Annotated in this window: 17 protein-coding genes; 8 read left to right on the forward strand and 9 right to left on the reverse strand. The window is 66.4% G+C overall.

The genetic code is table 11. The features are described 5' to 3' along the window. Window positions 1-180 precede the first annotated feature (180 nt). The 5 genes from ESP51_RS14120 to ESP51_RS14140 all read right to left on the reverse strand — a co-directional run bounded on the left by ESP51_RS14120 (window position 181) and on the right by ESP51_RS14140 (window position 8,485). Window positions 181-3,132, reverse strand: coding sequence for a type I restriction endonuclease subunit R (locus ESP51_RS14120; protein ID WP_129521539.1), 2,952 nt, complete (start codon window positions 3,130-3,132; stop codon window positions 181-183). A gap of 128 nt (window positions 3,133-3,260) precedes the next feature. Next, window positions 3,261-4,526 carry a restriction endonuclease subunit S gene (locus ESP51_RS14125; protein WP_164990525.1) on the reverse strand — a complete coding sequence of 422 codons (1,266 nt, stop codon included), beginning with the start codon at window positions 4,524-4,526 and terminating at the stop codon, window positions 3,261-3,263. A gap of 146 nt (window positions 4,527-4,672) precedes the next feature. After that, on the reverse strand, window positions 4,673-6,622 hold the full coding sequence (locus ESP51_RS14130; RefSeq protein WP_129521541.1) for a type I restriction-modification system subunit M: 1,950 nt from the start codon (window positions 6,620-6,622) through the stop codon (window positions 4,673-4,675). A 54-nt stretch (window positions 6,623-6,676) separates the two neighbouring features. Next, complete coding sequence (locus tag ESP51_RS14135) at window positions 6,677-8,023, reverse strand: coiled-coil domain-containing protein (protein WP_129521542.1); 1,347 nt, start codon at window positions 8,021-8,023, stop codon at window positions 6,677-6,679. Window positions 8,024-8,119: 96 nt separating this feature from the next. Next, entirely contained in the window at window positions 8,120-8,485 is a 366-nt protein-coding gene (locus ESP51_RS14140; protein WP_129521543.1) for a hypothetical protein, read from the reverse strand. A 94-nt stretch (window positions 8,486-8,579) separates the two neighbouring features. Here ESP51_RS14140 and ESP51_RS14145 point away from each other — a divergent pair, with 94 nt between their 5' ends. Together ESP51_RS14145 and ESP51_RS14150 are read left to right on the forward strand one after the other, a co-directional pair. After that, entirely contained in the window at window positions 8,580-9,044 is a 465-nt protein-coding gene (locus tag ESP51_RS14145) for a helix-turn-helix domain-containing protein (RefSeq protein WP_129521544.1), read from the forward strand. Continuing rightward, window positions 9,041-9,379 (forward strand): HepT-like ribonuclease domain-containing protein, encoded by a 339-nt coding sequence (locus ESP51_RS14150; protein ID WP_129521545.1) that lies wholly within the window; start codon window positions 9,041-9,043, stop codon window positions 9,377-9,379. The genes ESP51_RS14145 and ESP51_RS14150 overlap by 4 nt, the downstream gene beginning before the upstream one ends. Window positions 9,380-9,426: 47 nt before the next feature. Here the strand turns inward: ESP51_RS14150 and ESP51_RS14155 are convergent, their stop codons facing one another. Further along, a complete protein-coding gene (locus tag ESP51_RS14155) occupies window positions 9,427-10,794 on the reverse strand; it encodes an MFS transporter (RefSeq protein WP_164990526.1) in 1,368 nt (455 codons plus the stop codon). Window positions 10,795-11,139: 345 nt separating this feature from the next. Here ESP51_RS14155 and ESP51_RS14160 point away from each other — a divergent pair, with 345 nt between their 5' ends. Beyond that, entirely contained in the window at window positions 11,140-11,880 is a 741-nt protein-coding gene (locus ESP51_RS14160; protein ID WP_164990527.1) for a nuclease-related domain-containing protein, read from the forward strand. A 70-nt stretch (window positions 11,881-11,950) separates the two neighbouring features. Here ESP51_RS14160 and ESP51_RS14165 read toward each other — a convergent pair whose 3' ends face one another. Continuing rightward, window positions 11,951-12,382: a DUF1761 domain-containing protein gene (locus ESP51_RS14165; RefSeq protein ID WP_129521569.1), complete on the reverse strand. Its 432-nt coding sequence runs from the start codon at window positions 12,380-12,382 to the stop codon at window positions 11,951-11,953. 242 nt (window positions 12,383-12,624) lie between these two features. Between ESP51_RS14165 and ESP51_RS14170 the strand changes: the two genes are divergently transcribed. From ESP51_RS14170 to ESP51_RS14190, 5 genes are all read left to right on the forward strand, one after another. After that, window positions 12,625-14,034, forward strand: a complete 1,410-nt coding sequence (locus ESP51_RS14170) for a VOC family protein (protein WP_129521548.1) — start codon at window positions 12,625-12,627, stop codon at window positions 14,032-14,034. A 129-nt stretch (window positions 14,035-14,163) separates the two neighbouring features. Next, window positions 14,164-15,261: a flavin-containing monooxygenase gene (locus ESP51_RS14175; protein WP_129521549.1), complete on the forward strand. Its 1,098-nt coding sequence runs from the start codon at window positions 14,164-14,166 to the stop codon at window positions 15,259-15,261. 142 nt (window positions 15,262-15,403) lie between these two features. Beyond that, window positions 15,404-15,859 (forward strand): hypothetical protein, encoded by a 456-nt coding sequence (locus tag ESP51_RS14180; RefSeq protein ID WP_129521550.1) that lies wholly within the window; start codon window positions 15,404-15,406, stop codon window positions 15,857-15,859. A gap of 47 nt (window positions 15,860-15,906) precedes the next feature. Further along, the gene (locus tag ESP51_RS14185) at window positions 15,907-16,371 is read left to right on the forward strand and encodes an XRE family transcriptional regulator (protein ID WP_129521551.1); all 465 of its coding nucleotides are present in this window, start codon (window positions 15,907-15,909) and stop codon (window positions 16,369-16,371) included. A 176-nt stretch (window positions 16,372-16,547) separates the two neighbouring features. Further along, window positions 16,548-16,796, forward strand: a complete 249-nt coding sequence (locus ESP51_RS14190; protein ID WP_129521552.1) for a HepT-like ribonuclease domain-containing protein — start codon at window positions 16,548-16,550, stop codon at window positions 16,794-16,796. Window positions 16,797-16,813: 17 nt separating this feature from the next. Here ESP51_RS14190 and ESP51_RS14195 read toward each other — a convergent pair whose 3' ends face one another. Next, window positions 16,814-17,944 (reverse strand): hypothetical protein, encoded by a 1,131-nt coding sequence (locus tag ESP51_RS14195; protein ID WP_129521553.1) that lies wholly within the window; start codon window positions 17,942-17,944, stop codon window positions 16,814-16,816. Window positions 17,945-18,127: 183 nt separating this feature from the next. Continuing rightward, window positions 18,128-18,511, reverse strand: coding sequence for a winged helix-turn-helix transcriptional regulator (locus tag ESP51_RS14200; protein WP_129521554.1), 384 nt, complete (start codon window positions 18,509-18,511; stop codon window positions 18,128-18,130). Window positions 18,512-18,583 lie beyond the last annotated feature (72 nt).

Here is an 18,583-nt window from a genome sequence, read left to right on the forward strand (position 1 = left end):
GGTGCACCGCTCGCAGGTTCTCCGCTCGGACCAAGGCGACCGCGCCATATCGGCTCCGATCAACGGCGAAGAGAATCAGTCGCTCGCGCCCTATGCGCGTTCCAGACGCCGCGACTAGCTAGTCGCGGATTCCACGCTTGTCGCCCAGTGGCCCTGGGCAGCCGATTGGGTCGACTTTGGTCAAGCACTCTTGCGATACGTCGCACGGAATACGGCATCTTCGAACCACTTCTTGAAGTCGACGTTGTCGGAGTACTCCTTGAAGAGCTGCGTCTCGTCTTGCACCAGGCTGAGCATCACTTTGCCCAACGCGTCCACCATGGCGACCTTGGCGTTCGCCTTGTCATTGTTCGCCATCGCGGTCTGATAGATCGGGTCTTCGGCAACCATGGCCGGCACTTCTTGAGTGACGCGCAGGCGAATCCGCTCCTCGTCCTGCCAGTCGATGTTGCCGAACAACGCGTTGAACGACGCGAGGATTTCGCTCAGTCGCTCGATCTCGGGTTCGGGGCGCCCGCCCGCCCTGGCGCCCGGCACGGGAGGGACTTCCGCTTCGCCGCCGGCGAGCGCGATCGCCAGAGCGGTGCGCTTCTCGACTCGGAACGAGTCGAGATCGATGCTCTCGAGAACCCCGGCCGAGAGATCTTCGCCTACGGGTGACGGCAGCTTAGGTACCAGGAATCCGAGGTATATGGAGAGCTTCTCCCACCACACGTTCGAGTACGGGAGGATCGCAGAGAGAAACCCGTACGTGCGCACGAAAGCCTTCGCCGCGCCCTTGAACTCGACCTGTTCGTCTTCATCCATGGTCTCGACATACTCGGCAACCGAGGCGTCGAGCAGCGCGTGGAGTTCGTTGATCGGGGCGTCCGCGAGGTATCGCTCAACGAAGTGGTCGATGCCTTCCTGTGTGAACACCGCCGCAGCCACGAGATCGGCAGCAAGATCGTTGAGCTTGTTCGGGTCAGTCTCGTCGGCGAGGATCGTCGTCTGGTAGTAGTCCTGGAACGACGACTGAATGCCCTCGGCATCGTTGGCGAAGTCGAGCACCGCGCAGTCATGCTTCTGCGGGTGGGCGCGATTCAGGCGCGAAAGGGTCTGAACCGCCTTCACCCCCGAAAGCGTCTTGTCGACGTACATGGTGTGCAGCAGCGGCTCGTCGTACCCGGTCTGGAACTTGTCGGCACAGATAAGGATCCGGTACGGATCCTCCCGGATACGTTTCGGGATTTCAGCGCTCGGAAAACCGTTGTATTGCGCTTCAGCCACCTTGCTACCCGCAGCATCCGTGAACTCTGAGAATGCGACGATCGCCTTGTAGGGCCGCTTCGTCTCAGCGAGGTAGGCGGTCACTGCCTCGTAGTAGTCGATCGCGCGTGCAATCGAACTCGTCACGACCATCGCTCGGGCATTGCCGCCGATCTTGCGGGGAGCGAACACCTGCGCCTGGAAATGGTCGACCATGATTTCGGCCTTCTGCCGGATGGCGTGCTTCTGGCCTTCCACATACGCTCGGAGCTTCTTCGAAGCTCGCTTCGCATCAAATTCCGGGTCGTCTTCGACGGTCTTGACGAGCTTGTAGTACGTATCGATCGGGATGTAGTTCGCAAGAACGTCGAGGATGAACTTCTCCTCAATCGCCTGCCGCATCGTGTAGCTATGGAAGGGGCGGTGCTTGACCATTGCGTCGACGGTATACGCGTGCCCGAAGGTCTCGAGCGTCTTGTTCTTCGGCGTGGCGGTGAACGCGAAGTACGAGGCGTTAGGCAGTAGCTTCTTCGACTCCATAAGCCGGTTCAGCGCGTCTTCGGTGTCTTCGACTCCGGCGTCGATACCATCTTTCGAAAGCGCCTGCGCCATCGCCGACGAGACTTTGCCGCCCTGGCTGGAATGCGCCTCGTCGATGACGATCGCGAAGCGCTTCTCACGCTGGTCGCCCGCCAACCCCTGCACGATGTAGGGGAACTTCTGCACCGTCGTGATGATGATTTTCTTACCCGCCTCGATTGCCTCGCGCAGCTCCTTTGAGCTGTCGGCGTGCTGCACGGTGGACTTCACCTGCGTGAAGCCCTTGATCGTGTCGCGGATCTGGCCATCGAGAATGACACGGTCGGTGACGACTACGACCGAGTCGAAGGCACGGACGCCGTCATGCTCGACCCCGGTCAGCTGATGTGCAAGCCATGCGATCGAGTTCGACTTGCCCGATCCGGCCGAGTGCTGAATGAGATACCGGATGCCAGGACCGCGCGCCGCGACGTCCGCGAGCAGTTCTCGCACCACATCGAGCTGGTGATATCGCGGGAAGATCGCCGACGAGGTCTTCTTTCCAGTCTTCGGGTCTTTGCTGGTCACGATCGCGGCGAAGTTCTCGATGATGCCGGCGAGGCTGCGCGGAGAAAGGATGCGCTTCCACAAGTATTCGGTCATCACACCGCCAGGATTGGGCGGATTGCCCGCACCTCCGTTGTACCCCTGATCGAACGGCAGAAACCACGATGATGTGCCGCTGAGCTTAGGGGCGAATCGCACATGCTGATCGTCGACCGCGAAATGCGCCATGCACCGGCCGAACGCGAAGATCAGCTCTCGAGGGTCACGGTCGGTCTTGTATTGCTTGACCGCGTCTTCGACGGTCTGGTTGGTGATGTAGTTTTTCAGTTCAAAGGTGGCAATCGGCAGGCCGTTCACGAACGCGACGAGGTCGAGCGACTTGCCTGCGTCTTTGCTGCTGTAGTGCACCTGACGGGTGATCGTGAGGCGATTCTGGGAGAACAGGCCGGCAGCCTTGTCGTTCTGTGCTGACGGGGTCGGGTAGTAGAGATCGATGTGGTGCCGACCGTGGGTGATGCCGTTGCGAAGACATGCGACAATGCCGTTCTTGGTGATCTCGCCCTGCAGCCTAGCGAGGAGCTTGTGCATGGTTGGCGAGTCGCCGTCGAGGTCGAGAACGTCGATGAGCGCAGGCTGAGTATCACGGATGAACTCGCGGAACACAGGTAAGTCGATGCAATACGCCGCGTTGAAGTTCCTGGGGTCGCCCTGAGCCCAGCCCGGGCTGCCGCCAGTCGCGACCATCTGCACCACGATCAGTTCTTCGAGACTCGCCTCATTCAGGTTCGCTGGCACCATTCTCATCTCCCCAATGGTCGTTCTCCACGGCCCATTCCAGTTCAGTCAGTACCCGCAGATCGTGGTGTTCCTCGATCTCGGCTCGAGGCCTTCGTCGGCGCAACGTTCCGAATGGCTGGACGCCAACGTCACTCATCGTCGCATGCAAGCTGCAGCTCGGCCTCGACGAGCTCGTCCAGCTCGTCGTCGACGTCGGGCAATGCGTCGTCGCTCAGCTCGGGGAGGGTCACCGCGATCTCGCGCACATCGAGCTGCCCTGTGGCGACGTCGGACGTGAGGCGCGTGCGGAATTCGCGGAGTAGGTCGATCTCTGATGCGAGGCGCGCGACCAGAGTCTCGGTTTCGGTCGCCACCTCAGCCACGAACCTCCTAATTCCTTGTTGCTCCTCGATCGGGGGCACAGGCACGGCGAACGCCTTGAGGTCCGCGCATGTCAAGGCTCCCTTGGTGCTCCCTGAGTCATCGCTGATGCGCCTCAGCTCGCCATACGCTACGTCCAGCACGCTCGCAAGGTAGCGGCAGTCGACCTGGTCCGAGCGCGGTGTGATGTAGGCGAGGTGCTGGTTGATTGTCGCCTCCAGTGTGAGTACGGCGGCCTTTCCCCTTGTCTTGCCCTGACCAGTGATGGCCACCAGCACGCTATTGGCCGCAACCTTCGGCAAATGACACTCGTCGAGCGCGCGCTGGGTGACGAACTGTGAAGCATGTCTAATTTCAGCTTCGTTCGCGACGGAACTATTGAGCCAGGGATAGTCCCCACCGACCCAATACTCAGATTCGCTGCGCGACGGCGTGCTCCCGTTGCCCACCCTGGCGAGGTACCTGATTGGGATGATCGGCCAATGTGCGGGAGTCTCTCCGAGCCACGGAATGCCGGAGTCCCTAAGCGGTACGGACGAGTCGAGGCCGCGGGTGACGGACCGATGGATGACCGCCAGCTGTTGTTCTTTGAGCAGTGCGATGAGATTCCGCTTCGCGGAGATCGCTCGGTCGATGCGCGTGTGTGCATGCCCGAGGTACTTCACGATGGCCGCCTGCTCATCGACGGGTGGGACGGCGACCGGTAGCCGCTTGAAGTCTCGTAGTTCGATGTTCTGGCGAAGTCCAGTGCCCATCCCATAGAAGATCTTCATTTGATCGAGGGCAGCCAAATAGGCGAAAGCGTAGGAGTCGCTGACGCCACTTGTACGCATGGCCAAGTATGCGGAGGTGATGATGCCTCGGTCGCTCGCGTGACCAACCCGCAAACTAGTCTTGTCGTTTTGCAGGTCCGTCGGACGAACCACGATGTCGCCGGGCTCGAGAATTTGATAAGTCTCGAATGACTCAGGAATGAGGCCACGAAGCTTCTCGGCGGGTTTGACGATGATCTTGCCATAGCTCAGGGAGAGCACGGTCGACTCGACCAGCCCTGAGTTCTTTGTAGCTACCGGTCTGAGTACAGCGGATCCGGGCAAGATCCGCCAATGCGCTGGCATCGGGGGAATCCACTGACCAGGCGCGCTCCCGTAGTGCTCGTATGGCTTCAACCGAGCGAACATCAGCCGACGATCTCGCTCAGAAGGTCTTCAGTCTCGACTTCGAGGGCGCGGATATCCGCGCGGATCTCGTCAAGGCTGCGCATCGGCGCTGGCTTGTAGAAGTGGCGGGTGAAGCTCACCTCGTAACCGATTTTCGTCTTCGACGGGTCAATCCACGCGTCGGGGGCATAGGGCAACACCTTGCGACGGAGGAACGCCTCGATACCGTTTGCGTACTCTCCGGCGTGCTCGATGAGCGGAATCTCCTCCGTGTCGCTCAGCTCCGTGTCGCGCTCATACTCGACGACCCGCATCTTGCCATCGACCACCGTCTCGAACAGGCCGTGCAGGGGGTCCGGCGCCGTGCCGGGCTTGTGCAGCCTCTTGATCACCGGCGTCGCGTCATCCGCTCGATTGCTCGTCTCTTTCAGTACCTTGATCTCGGCTGGCTTGTAGACGCGAGCCGGCGAGGCATCCGTCAATCGAAGCGGCCGCTCGACGACCACCTTGTAATATCCAAAGTCGGCGTTGTCGAAGACCTTCGAGACCTCGGGGTCAGCCTCGTCGAACGCGTGAAACGTCTTCAAAATCTTGTTGATGTCAGCGGACGAGAGCTCACAGTTCCTTTCGCCAAGGTTTTTCCGCAATGGGGTGAACCACTTAGTTGCATCGATGAGCTGCACTTTGCCCTTGCGACGCTCCTCCTTCCGGTTGCTCAGCACCCAGATGTACGTGGCTATGCCGGTGTTGTAGAAGAGCTTCAGCGGCAGCGCGACAATTGCCTCGACGAGGTCGTTCTCGAACACGTACCGGCGGATGTTCGACTCGCCCTGACCGGCATCCCCCGTGAACAGCGATGAGCCGTTGTGGATCTCTGCGATGCGGCTGCCGACGGCCGTGCGCTGCTTCATCTTGGCGAGGAGGTTCGCAAGGAAAAGCATCTGACCGTCACTCGAGCGGGTCACGAGGCTGAACTCGGAATCGCCGTCGTGTTCGACGACGAAGCGCGGGTCGGTGATCTTCTTCGCCCCACCCATGCGCTCCTGGTCAGTCTTCCACGACTTCCCGTAGGGCGGATTCGAGAGCATGAAATCAAACTCGCGCCCAGCAAAGGCGTCATTCGAGAGAGTCGAGAACTCGGGGCCGCCCTTGATATTGTCGGCTGCCCGGCCCTCACCCTTCAAGATGAGGTCAGCCTTCGCGATCGCGAAGGTCTCGGCGTTGATCTCCTGCCCGTATAGATGCGTCGTAATCTGCCTGCCCTTGGTGAGTTCGGCGAGCGTATCTTCAGCGACTGTCAGCATCCCGCCCGTACCCATGGCACCGTCGTAGAGCAGGTAGGTCCCGTCTGGGATCGTGTCGGCGATCGGCTCGAACATGAGCCGTGTCATGAGCTTGACGACGTCACGTGGCGTCCAGTGCTCGCCCGCCTCCTCGTTGTTCTCCTCGTTGAAATGGCGTACGAGCTCCTCGAAGACGCTGCCCATGCCATGGTTATCGAGCGCGGCCGGCGACAGATCGAGCGTGGGGTCGAGGAACTTCTCGAGCAGTGTGCCCAGCGCGTCGGCCTTGGTGAGACGCGGGATCTGGTTGCGGAACTCGAAGTTCTCGAGAATCTCCTGCACGTTCGGCGAAAAGCCGTCGAGGTAAGCCTCGAAGTTCTGACGCAGCTGCATCTGCGTGCTCGCCGCGCGGAGGTCCTTCATGGTGAACGGACTCGTGTTGTAGAAGTCCTGGCCGGCAGCTTGGCGCAGGGCCGCGTCCTGATTCACGATCTGCGCAGCGTCCAGCGTCTTCTTCGTGCTCACCACGTTCGTCTTGCTCGCGGCGAGCACGCTGTCGAGCCGGCGCAGAACGGTCATTGGCAGAATCACGTCCCGATACTTGCCCCGTACGTAGAGGTCGCGAAGCACGTCATCGGCGATGTTGCAGATGAGCTGAGCGAGTCGCTGGTTGGTGGTGCTGTTCACTAGTGAATCTCCTCGACTGTTGCGCGATCGCGCAGCAGAAGTCTCTCAGAGTGTTCAGTCGAAGATGCCGTCGAGGACGCTGCCGATGACCAGGCCGCCGAGGATTCCGCCCATCATGTCGCCCCCGCCGCTGCGGCGACCGCCGCCCCACCCCTGGCCGCCCCACTGCCCCGGGTCCTGCGGTCGTGAGGCGTCGATGTCGCGCTGTGCGAGCCGCAGGGCCTCGCCCGCGAGGTACGCGACGCGGCGGGCCATAGCCATCGCCTGTTCGCGGTGATCCTCATCGATCACCGTGACGGCCGCCGCGGGCGTGCCGAGAAAGCGGTCGAGGTCGATGCGGATGCGCTCGGATTCGGCAAGACGGGTGCGAGCGTCGGCGCCGATCCAACCGCGGTGGCCGGCGATGACGTCGCGAGCAACCGCGAGCTGGCGGTCGGCGTCGTCGATGGCATGGTGCACGTGCTCCAGCGGCGGGATCGGACGGGCTGCGCGCTCGCGGGCCGCCGCGATCGCGGCATCCAGTCCCGCATTTGCTTCGCGCAGGGTACTCAGCTGGGTGAACGGGTCGGTGTTGACGCCCGCCCGCGGAAGGGCGGCGAGGGCAGCCTGCAAGTTGGCGATCGCGGTCGTGACCCCGGCGTTCTGGGGCTCCTTGCGCGCCACGAAAAGGTCGCCGCGGGAATCCTCGACGATCGCCGCCAACGTGGCCTCGGCCCGCAGCGCCTCGACCTCGAAGGTCTCGACCGCATCGAGGAGCGTCGCCGCCCGGCGCACCGATTCCGTCGATGCCTCGAGCGCGAGATTGGCCTGCTCGCGCTGCCCCGCCTCGCGCCGGCGCTCGGCCACGCTCGCACTGTGCTCGGCGAATCCGAGGAGCTGCTCGGCCTCGGCGGGGTTGACCTCCACCTGGGCGAGCGTCTCGCGCGCATAGCGCGTGGCGAGTCGTTCGATGGTGTCGCGGGCGTGCGGGATGCGGGCGCGGAGGCGCGCGGCATCCGCTCGCACTCCGGCGATGATCTCTGGAGCCCGGCGCGCAACCGCGATCTTCTCGGCGAGGGCTGAGGTGCGCTCGTCGAGCACGTCTTCGGCCCAATCGCACAGCTGCACGATGCGTGCGTTGCGCGTGCGCAGCTCTTCAGCGGTGTCGGGAATCTCGTCGTGATTCAGCTGGTTCAACCGGAACGCCTCGCCCAGGTGCTGCCGCACCGCGGCGAGCGCCTCGGTCAACTCAGCGGTCGCGCCGTGGCCGAGTTCGGCCTCGGCGAAGACGAGCTCGTCGGCGGTGACGCGGATGCGCTCGTCGGCGGCAACCAGGGCCGTTCCAGCCCGCTTCGCCAGATCGGCATCCTGGGCTTGGAGCTCATGATTATCGCGACTTCGCTTGCCCCAGAATCCGGCCATGCCTTTGATCCTAAGGGCGTCGCTGGGAGGGCGCTGTGGGGCGCGGGTGGCGCGCGGCATCCGCTCGCCCTGAACGCGCCCCACAGGCGACTGCGGCTACCGCTCGCCGAGCAGTAATCCGCGCTGCGCCGTCTCGGTGCGCACCGTGTTGATGAACTCGCCGTACGCCTTTTTGCTCTTCGCGTAACCGATCGCGCCGCCCTTGACCGCACTGAGCGCGCCGTCTTGTTCGAAGCGCAGCCACGTGTTGCCGAACTGGTCGACCCCGATGGCGAACGTGAACGTGATGTGGAAGTTCTTGCCCGCCAGCCCCCCGAACAGCACGGTCTTCGTCAGGCTTCCCCGCTCGAGTTTGATGCTGCCCTGCGACGGATGCGTCGCCTCGTAGCCGAGGCCCTGGGCGATCTCGATCACGACCGGCACGGTCTGCTGGTCGTTTCCGGCGAGGATGAGTTCGGGCATGGGTGTGGGGCTCCTTCTGAAGGGCGGACGAGACGACAGTAGCGTGCGCATTGAGACGATGGCCCGCCGTATATCGCCGCGATATACTGCCGTCATGGCCTCCGGCACGAGCTACGGCACCGAACTCCGGGCGCGCCGCATCGCGGCGAAGCTCACCCAGCGAGAGCTGGCGGAGCGCGCCGACGTGCCGCAACCGAATGTGTCCGCCTACGAGGTCGGCCGACGCATGCCGAACCGCGACACGATCGAACGGCTCGACCGCGTGCTGCAGACCCCCCACCTGGCGCGGGTGCGGGATGCGCGCGACTCGCTGATCGAAGCCGCTGCTCGGCGCGGGCTCTCGAACCTCCGCGTGTTCGGGTCGGTCGCCCGCGGCGACGCCGATGATCGATCCGACGTCGATCTGCTCGTGCACCCCGGCCCCGAGGCTTCCCTCTTCGATCTCGCCGGCTTCATGATCGACGCGGAGGCGATGCTCGGCACCTCGGTCGACGTTGTCTCCGACCGGGGCCACAGCCCGGTGCTCGAGCGCATCATTTCCGAGGCCGTGCCGCTGTGACGCGCGACGACCCGTCACGGGTCAAGGCGATCCTCGACGACATCCGGCGCTTCGGCGTCACTGCGGCCCGGGTTGTCACCCGCGGGCGCGAGCGCTTCTTCGACCCCGAAGACGACGACCAGCGGCGCATCGCGAAATCGGTGGTTATCGACCTCTCGACCGCGGCAGAGCGACTCCCGGCGAGTTTCCGCGACGCACACGACGATGTCGATTGGGCGGGCATCCGAGCGACGCGCAACTTCATCGCGCACGACTACACCGGCACCGACGACGAGTTGCTCTGGCGTGCGATCACGGTGGAGTTCCCGAAGATCCTGGCGAAGCTGGGGTTGTAGGGCGCCGGGGTGTCCATGACCCGGGCCCAATCGCAACTCAGCGCAGCTCAGTTGGCGGTCGCCGCGAGTTCACGCGCCGACGAGCGGGGGACCTCCGCGTCATCCGGTCGGGGCGACGCCACCTCGGCGGCATCCGTCGACTCGTCGACCGTGTCGAGCGGGTGCGCGATCTCGTCGCGGGTCATCCGTGCTGCGATGATCGCGACCACACCGATCACCAGCGGTGCGACGCCAGCGATGAGGAACACGACCGGCAGCCCGAGCGACTCCCCCGCAGGCCCGGCGAACGCCATCGACACGGGCATGAACGCGAGCGACACGAAGAAGTCGAGGCTCGAGACGCGGCCGAGCATCTCAGGCGGCACCCGGCGCTGCAGCAGCGTGCCCCAGATCACGACGCCGCCGTTGAACGCCGCGCCGACGAGGAAGGCGGCAAGCACCATCACCCAGATCTGGTCCGTCAGTCCGAACACCGCGAGGGGGAGGCATCCGAGCGCCCAGAGCAGGTTCATCACGGTCAGGTAGCGGCGCGGCAGGCGCAGCGACGCCACGACCATCGACCCGACCGCCCCGCCGATGCCGAACGCCGCCAGGATCAGCGCGTGGTCGCCGGGGCCGCCGCCGGCGACGTCTTTGATCACGAACGGCACGAGCACTTCGAACGGTCCCATGATGAGGAAGATCAGCAGCGACGCGAACGTGAGCGTGCCGAGCAGCCACGGCGTGCGCACCATGTAGACGAAGCCCTCGCGCACGTCGACGAGCAGGGCGACGGCCGGATGCCGCGTGCCGCCGCTCTCGGCCTCGGGGCGCTCGCCGCGCACCGGCAACTCGGGGAGCTTCAGGATGCACACCGCCGCCACGAGGCCGGTCAACGCAGCGACGGCGAGCGCGGCGCCAGGTGACGAGATCGCGATGAGCCCGCTCGCGAGCGCCGGGCCGCCGGCCTGCATGAGCACCGGACGCGCCATCCCCTCGAAGCCGTTCGCGGCGAGCAGCTGGTCTTCGGGCACGACGCTCGGCAGCAGCGCCGAGTAGGCCGGGTAGTACAGCCCCGCCATGACGCCACCGACGAGCGCGACCGCCGCGAGCTGCCAGACCGCCAGCGTGCCGGTCAGTGAGAGCAGGGCGACGATGCCCACGCTCGCGGCCCGCACGATCTCGACGACGAGCAGGATCCGTCGCTGCGGAATACGGTCGGCGAGCGCGCCGCCGAGCAAGGTCGTCAGCAGCATCCCGACCGCGGATGCGCCGGCGACGAGCGAGAGCTCCGCCGCGCCGCCGCCGATGTCGACGATCTGCCAGACCAGGCCGACCATCCAGATGCCCGAGCCGACGAGCGACGACACGAGAGCCGCCGCGAGCCACCGGTACGACGCGTTGCGCAAGGGCCGAAGTGCCCGAGGTGTTGACATGATCTTCTTCCTTCGCTGAGTGAGCGGATGCTTCGAAACGGATGCCTCGAAGGATGCTTCTACTCAGGCGTCGAACGAGATCAGGCGAGATCGACATGACGAGTGTTCGAATTGCTTCTGAAGGCGAACTCGCGCACTAGGGCACGCGCGACTCCGGCTTCAGCGACTGGCGCTACCCCGCGTTCTGGGCCTCCCCCTCCCGAGACGCCGGTGAGAAGATGGCGCGACCCTGCTCCCGCCCGAGGGGGTATTGCCGGAACTGGAGACGATCTGAACGAGCACGTCGTTACCCAATCGCTCGGCGTCCGTCGCCCCGCCACATCCGTCATCGCCGAGTGCCTGCGCGTGCAGGCGACCGTCCGGAAGAACACGGCGGTGCAGCGCTTCTTCGGGGTCTCACCGCTCGGGCGCGACGCCGAGCCCTGGTACGTCGGCGCGCTCGGCGAACTCGAGGTCGCCCGGCGCCTCGCCACGCTCGGACCCGGCTGGTACGTGCTGCACTCAGTACCGGTCGGCACCGGCGCGAGTGACCTCGACCACGTCGTGATCGGGCCGGCCGGAGTGTTCACGATCAACACGAAGCACCACCGCGGGCAGCACGTGTGGGTGGGCGCGAAGCGCGTGCTCGTGAACGGGCAGCGCACCGATCACCTGCGGAACGCAGCGTACGAGGCGAAGCGAACGTCGAAGCTGCTGTCGGTCGCCGCCCGCATGCTCGTCGACGTGACGCCGGTCGTCGCGATCGTCGGCGCACGACGGATGACGGTGCGCGAGCGACCGTACGACGTCGCGTTGCTGCACGATCATCAGCTGGTGGGCTGGCTGCAGCGGCATCCGGTCACCCTGACGCCTGCGCAGGTGCAGCACCTCGCGGCCGTGGCGGCCCAGCCCGCGGCATGGAAGCGGATGCCGGAGACCGACGTCGTCGACCACGCCGCGTTCGACCGGCTGCATGCGGCGATCGGGCGCGCGCGCCGTCGCCGGAAGGGGTGGATGGTCTCGGTTGTGGCCGCGGTGGTGGCCGCGATACCGGTCGCGTTCCTCAGCCTGTGGTCGGCCGTCATGGGCGCGCTCCTCGCGCGGTGACCACACAGGGCGCGCCCTATCCGAGCCCACAGAATGGCCGGGTCGCGTGGAACGCCGCCCGCGCTGCGTCTCAGACGGTGCCGGCCGGAGGCCACACGCCGATGATGATGCCCATGACGACGAGCGTCACGAGCTCGTGCGCGATGTTCATCACGGTGAGCGACGAAGGGCGTCCCTCGAAGGCGTCGTGGGTGATGAACCTCGCGGCCGTGAAGCCCGCCCACAGGATCAGCGCCGTGAAGATCGCCGCCATCAGATAGCTGCCGCCGTAGAAGTGCCACGCGATCGTCGAGGCGCCCGCGAGCACCCACGCCGTCACGAAGCTCACGAGCAGCGTCACGACGATCGGCATCACCGCGCTCGCACCCGGGCGGTCCATGTCGACGTTCGCGAGCTTCGCCCACCGAGTGCCGAACACCGCCCGCGCGTACCAGATCGCTCCGACGGCCATGCTCGACGCCGTCGCCAGCAGAACTGCCCAGTAGTTGATCTCGGGGACCATCTTCGCCTCCTCGTCGCGGCCGAGGCCGCCCATGTCGCGCTGCGTTGTCCTTTGGGCGAGAGCGTACTCCCGCCGCGGTGCCGGTGGGCCGTAGCGCGCCGAGGGGCGCGCGGATCATTCGTCAACGGAAGCGGATGCCGCGACTGACGCAGCGTGGGCGAGCCACCGCGGATGCCGCGAACGGGGTTCCGGATCGAGGTGCCGTTCCGATATGTTCCTCGTCGTCGGGGAAAGGGGATCCCATGGGTGAGGAGCATCGGCTCGCATTCCATGCCGCAGGAGGCGTGGACGACTGGCGGGTGCTGTATTGCGGGCCAATCGCGCACTTCGCCGCCGAGTCGGTGCGCGCCGGGACGGCGTTCGCCAATGCCATCGCGGCGCTCGGCGAGCTCGCGGAGCATCCGCCGCTCATCGACGTGCGACCCAACGGTGTCACGGTGCGCCTGCACGCCGACCTCTTGGACCTCGACGACGGCGCGGCCGAACGGGCCCGTGCGATCTCGGCCGCCGCCGGCGAGCGCGGGCTCGCCGCCCGCCCCGATCGCACGCAGGACATGCAGATGGTGATCGCGACGCGACTGCCCGTCGACGAGGTGCTGCCGTTCTGGCGGGCGGTGCTCGGGTACGCCGACAACGCGGGCGACGATCTCGTCGACCCGCGCGGTCGTGGGCCGACGGTGTGGTTCCAACAGCTCGACCCGGCGAAGCCGTTGCGGCACGCGATGCACATCGACCTGGCCGTGCCTCGCGAGACCGCGGTTCGGCGATTCGACGCGGCGCTCGCCGCCGATGGGCGCCTCGCCCGTAATGTCTCCCCCAGGTACTGGACGTGCGCGGATGCCGCGGGCAACAAAGTCGACCTCGTCACCTGGCCCGACCTGCCGGTGCCGCAGGCGGAGGCTGCGCGCTATGGCGACGACCTCGCGGTCGGCCGGAATGCGCCCGAGACGCCTGCGGAGCCGAGGAGCGCTCCCCTCGTCGCCGCCGGCCCCGCCGACCTCGAGCGAGGCGAGCGCATGTTCAGAGCGTTTCGCGAGGCATCCGATCTCGACGACTGGCCGGTCTGCTTCTGGGGACCGGCGGCGTGGTTCCGCACCCGGTCGCTCTCCCGCAGCGCACAGCTCGCCGGCGCGCTCGCCGAGCTGCACGGGGCGGATCGGCTGCACCTCGACGTCCGCGCCGACGGCCTGGCCGTTCGGCTTGCCCGCGACTTCACCGAGCTCGTCGATGCCGATCTCGACCTCGCACGGCGCGTCTCAACGACCTCGCGCGAGTTCGGCGCCGCATCCGACCCGTCGCAAGTGCAGACGATCCAAGTGGCGATCGCGTCGAAGCCCGATGACGACGTGCGCCCGTTCTGGCGCGAACTGTTCGGCTACGCCGAGCACGGCTCCGAAGACTTGGTCGACCTCCAGGGCCGCGGACCGAGCTTGTGGTTCCAGCAGCTCGCGGCGGAGAAGCCGTTGCGGCACGCGTTCCACCTCGACGTCTCGGTGCCGCGTGCCGTCGGCCGGGCGCGCGTCGATGCAGCGCTCGCGGCCGGCGGGCGGATCGCCGACGAACCGGAGGGGCACGGGTGGTGGACGCTCGCCGACCCAGCAGGCAACAAGGTCGACATCGCGATCTGGCCCGACCGCGACGCCGCCGGGTGACGGGCCCCTCAGCGGGCCACCGTAGGGACACCACTGATGACGACGCCAGGGCGCGGGCGTACGCTGGCACCCCCACCGCGTGAAGGGTGACGCGATGCGACTCCGCATCAGCCCGACCAGGAGGCCACCATGCTCACCACCACACTCGACACCGCAGTCGTCGGCGCCGGCGCCGCAGGACTCCTCGTCGGCAAGCGGCTCGCCGATCGCGGCATCCGCTTCGAGCTGTTCGACGACCACGCGAGAGTCGGCGACTCGTGGCGGGAGCGGTACCGTTCGCTGCGCCTGTTCACGCCGCGTCCGTTCCTGAGCCTGCCCGGGCTGCGGCCCGATGTGGGTCGATTCGGCTACCCCACCGCCACGGAGCTCGCCGACTACTTCGAGCGATATGTGCAGCACTTCCATCTGCCCGTGCGGTTGTCGACCAGGGTCGTGGAGTTGACCCGGCTCGCCGGCGGACGGTTCCGACTCGAACTCGACAGCGGCGGCGAGGTGGTCGCCGACCACGTCATCGTGACGGCGGGTGCGCATCGCATCCCCGTCGCGCCCGCGTTCGCGGCCGAGCTCGACCCGTCGATCCGGCAGCTGCACTCCATGGACTATCGCGGACCCGAGCAGCTCGCCGACGGCCCCGTCCTCGTCGTCGGCGCCGGGAATTCGGGCACGGATGTCGCGCTCGAGGCGTCGCGCAACGGCCACGCGGTGACGCTCGCCGGGCGGCATCCGGGGCACGTGCCGGTCGACATCGACAAGCCGATCGGCAACCTCGTGAGCGGGATCTTCGTGCGCTTCCTGTTGCGCACGACGATCGACACCGCCAAGGGTCGCGCGGCGAGGGCCGAGGGGCTCGACCACGGCGTCATGCTCGTGCGCAACAAGCCCGCCGACCTCGAGCGTGCTGGCGTCGTTCGCGTGGTTCGCATCGACCGTGTCGAGGCAGGCCGCCCGGTGCTCGCCGACGGCACCGTCATCGACGCAGCGACGGTGATCTGGTGCACGGGATCGCGCCCCGACCTCAGCTGGATCGCGATCGACGGCGTGACGGATGCCGCCGGCCTCCCGATCGAGCACCGGGGAATGGCGAGCGGATGCCCCGGGCTGGCGTTCGTCGGCATGCCGTTCCAGTACTCGGTCGTCTCGGAGACGCTCATGGGCATGGGACGCGACGCGGAGTTCGTCGTGGAGGCGCTGAGCCGGATGCGCGCCGTTGCGGCGGCGACGGCGTGACGGTCGCCAGCGAGCTCGCCGGCCCGTCTTCAAGGAGCCGGCGGGCTCGAGGTCGAGTTCAAGGCGTTGCCTCTAGGGGGCGTGCGGAGTAAATTCCGCACCGATAGGGGTGCAGCGTTGCGCCGCCGAGGGGGAGATCGAGATGGCTGATGCACAAACAGGTCTCGAACCGACGATCGAGATCACTGACGATGATTACCCGGAGATCATGCGGATCATGGCGTCCGACGGTGAGATCGACAAGTACCTCGGAAGCGTCGGCATCGAGCCCGACGTGTTCGAAGGCACGGAAGTGGATACGACCGTCTGCGCGCAAGAGCGGGCGGCGCTCGGCGGTTCGTTGCGCTACGTCGTGGAGTCCGCCGGCGAAGCGACGGGATCGCTTGAATCGGTCAGAACGATCATCGTGCCGCTCTCGACGGCCACCTCGCTGTTGGGATCCCTGGGCGAGGTGAGCAATGAAGGTCTGCGGCTGGTCGACTGCCTGGAGGAGAAGCGTCCTGAGGCCGCGGCCAAGATTCGCGAGACGTTCGAGCTTCTCGGCCTCGATGACGACCGGCTCAGGCGAGAGGTCGACCAGCGGTCGGCTGGAGGCTGACGCGCGAACGTCAGCACGTCGCTGATATCAGCGCGATATACTCAAGCATGCCGTCCGAGACTTCAGCCGCCGCGCTCGTCCGCCGGGCGCGGGAGGACGCCGGTCTGTCCCAGCGCGAACTGGCTCGGCGTTCCGGCGTGAAACAGCCGAACCTGGCAGCAATCGAATCGGGCGCCCGCGATCCCAGCGAGGAGCTGCTCTCCCGCATCCTTCATGCTGCAAAGCTCCGGCCCTCGATTCCCCTCGAACTGTTCGCGGCGCAGATTCGCCAGCTGGGCCCCCGCTTCGGCGTCAGCGACATCCGCGTCTTCGGTTCGGCGGCCCGTGGAACCGACACTGAGCACAGCGATGTCGACCTCCTCGTCAGCGCCCGTGACGATGTCGACTTCCTCACGCTCGCGGCATTTCGTGACGAGGTCGCGCGCATCGTCGGTTTCCCCGTCGACGCCGTGGTCGATGATCCGGATGACGCCATCGTTCGAGCGATCCGGAGTGAAGCGGTGCCCCTGTGAGCGATGAGGCTCCCCGCTCGGGATTCCGGGCACGACCGAGGTCGAGCGAGTCAGCGAACATCGATGTGGAGCGGTTACTCGGCGAGGTGGCTCGTCTTCGATCTCGGTTCACGCGCGCCGCTCGCGATGGCCGCGAAGCCTTCATCGCGGCTGGATCCGACAGTTACGACGTCGGCATGCTCGCGGTGATCCATCTCGCTGACTTCGTCACGCGCGAGCTGCCCGAAGAGGTCACGCTATCGCTCCCCGCGCTGGCCCGCGATGGATTGCGCGCCACGCGAAACGTCGCAGCACACAACTACGCCGGCCTCGACAATGCACGTCTCTGGAACACCGTCACGGAGCATGCCCCCGCATTGCTCGACGACATCGAAGTGGCGCTCCGCGCGCGCGAGAACCACTCCCGAAGCAGCACGTCGGGATAACCCGCCGAGGGCGATCGTCAGTCGGCGCCGAGCGCCTGACGCGCGTAGCGGTACTTCTCCACGAGGCGCAACTGGGTTTCGTACTCGAGGCGGCGCAGACGCCACCGCGCGGTGTTGTCGTCGATATCGGCGAGCTTCACGCGGCGCGCGATCCGGTCGCGGCGGATGCGTGCGTAGTACTCGTCGAGCGAGACCTCAGGGGTGCGCGTGAGCACTTCCACGACCTCGACGATCTCGGGAATCAGTCCGGCCTCGAGCAGCTCTTGGGCCGTGACGGCCGTGTCTTCCAGCACGTCGTGCAGCCACGCGGCCGCGGCCTCGATGGGCTCGGTGACCGGGTCGAAGCGCTCGGAGATGCGTCCGGGGTGGTCGATGTACGGCGCACCGCTCTTGTCGAGCCGGCCGCGGTGCGCGATGAACGAGATGCCCTTCGCGAGCGACACCTGCGCGATCGCGTCGGTCGCCGACATCGATTCGGCCGACGGGATCGGGAGCAGCGCCGGTTCGGGTTCGACCGCCGGCACGTACCCGCTTCTCCGGATGCCGCTGCCCTCCATGCCCTCGGACGTCATCATCGTCGACTCCATCACCATCTCCTCGAACTCCTCGGTCACCGGGTCCACCTCCGCGTCGTCGTCCTCGTTCGTAGGATCGGCCGGAGCCTCGGCCGCTTCGGATGCTGCCGGCACCGGCTCCGGCTCGGCCTCTTCACGTGTCGCTGCGTCGGCCGCAGACTCGGCCGCCTCCGCGATCGGATCGCGCCCGCGAACCGGACGCACGAACCTCAGCTCGACCTCCAGCTCGCCGAGCTCCCGCTCATCGAGCTCGAGCAGGGAACGCACTCCGCTCTCACGCCGGCGCTCGAACGACTCCTCGTCGACCTCGGTGAGCTGCGCGCCGTCGCGGGTCGTGAAGTACCGCCGCCGCTCGCCGTCGGAGACGGTCACGATGACCGCGTCGTAGTCGCCGCTCGGTTCCAGCGAGCTCAAGAAGTACCTGGGCCGTTCGGCGAGCGGATGCCTCGGCGGGTCGATCGCCGGAATCTCGAGACGCCGCGCGTGTGCACCGGCCCGATCGTCGTCTCGCTCGAGCTCCGCCAAGGGCGCGCCCGAGCCCGACACGTGTTCGTCGTCAACGGGCGTAGTCAACCGGACTCCAGGGGGAAGTCGGTCCGTCGTGTCGGCGGATCGGGTTGGGCGGTCGTCGGGGCGGTTCGAATGCGGCGGGCGGGCACCCGCGCACGTCCGATGGTAGGGCGTCAGCGCCGATCGGCGCAGCAGTGCGCATCGGCATGGCTGAACTTCGCCGCTGGCTCGCGACCAGCTCTTCCTCTACCCGCGCCCCGCAATGAGGTCGGCCTTGAGGACGTCGCCGGCGTTCGCCGCGACCCACTCGACCAGCGGCAGCATCCGCTCCATCAGTTCACGCCCGCGGTCGGTCAGCTCGTACTCGACGCGCGGCGGCACCTCGGGATAGGAGGTGCGCTCCACGAACCCGTCGGCCTCGAGCTGGCGCAGCGTGGAGGCGAGCATCTTCTCGCTGATGCCCTCGACCTCGCGGCGCAACTCGCCCCAGCGCAGGGTGCCGTCGGTGAGCGCGAGCAGCACGAGCACGCCCCACTTGCTCATGATGTGGTCGAGCACGACGCGGGTGGGGCATCCCTCGGTGAAAACTTCGCCCGAGGTGCGCCGGATCTCAGCAAGACTTACCGTCATGTGGGTACCTTACCAAGAAGTGGGTACCTTCGCGAGGGAAGGTAAGCGCGCGGCATCCGGTTGCAGCTGGTG

Origin of the sequence: Agromyces albus, from assembly GCF_004134825.1 — a bacterium.
Taxonomy (GTDB): Bacteria; Actinomycetota; Actinomycetes; order Actinomycetales; family Microbacteriaceae; genus Agromyces; species Agromyces albus.

Bases quoted from the DNA above. Each gene is read 5' to 3' on its own strand.
- ESP51_RS14145 (WP_129521544.1), top strand. From the start codon at position 8,580: ATGGCCTCCGGCACGAGCTACGGCACCGAACTCCGGGCGCGCCGCATC.
- ESP51_RS14200 (WP_129521554.1), bottom strand. From the start codon at position 18,511: ATGACGGTAAGTCTTGCTGAGATCCGGCGCACCTCGGGCGAAGTTTTC.
- ESP51_RS14170 (WP_129521548.1), top strand. From the start codon at position 12,625: ATGGGTGAGGAGCATCGGCTCGCATTCCATGCCGCAGGAGGCGTGGAC.
- ESP51_RS14175 (WP_129521549.1), top strand. From the start codon at position 14,164: ATGCTCACCACCACACTCGACACCGCAGTCGTCGGCGCCGGCGCCGCA.
- ESP51_RS14180 (WP_129521550.1), top strand. From the start codon at position 15,404: ATGGCTGATGCACAAACAGGTCTCGAACCGACGATCGAGATCACTGAC.
- ESP51_RS14155 (WP_164990526.1), bottom strand. From the start codon at position 10,794: ATGTCAACACCTCGGGCACTTCGGCCCTTGCGCAACGCGTCGTACCGG.
- ESP51_RS14185 (WP_129521551.1), top strand. From the start codon at position 15,907: ATGCCGTCCGAGACTTCAGCCGCCGCGCTCGTCCGCCGGGCGCGGGAG.
- ESP51_RS14165 (WP_129521569.1), bottom strand. From the start codon at position 12,382: ATGGTCCCCGAGATCAACTACTGGGCAGTTCTGCTGGCGACGGCGTCG.
- ESP51_RS14190 (WP_129521552.1), top strand. From the start codon at position 16,548: ATGCTCGCGGTGATCCATCTCGCTGACTTCGTCACGCGCGAGCTGCCC.
- ESP51_RS14135 (WP_129521542.1), bottom strand. From the start codon at position 8,023: ATGGCCGGATTCTGGGGCAAGCGAAGTCGCGATAATCATGAGCTCCAA.
- ESP51_RS14120 (WP_129521539.1), bottom strand. From the start codon at position 3,132: ATGGTGCCAGCGAACCTGAATGAGGCGAGTCTCGAAGAACTGATCGTG.
- ESP51_RS14140 (WP_129521543.1), bottom strand. From the start codon at position 8,485: ATGCCCGAACTCATCCTCGCCGGAAACGACCAGCAGACCGTGCCGGTC.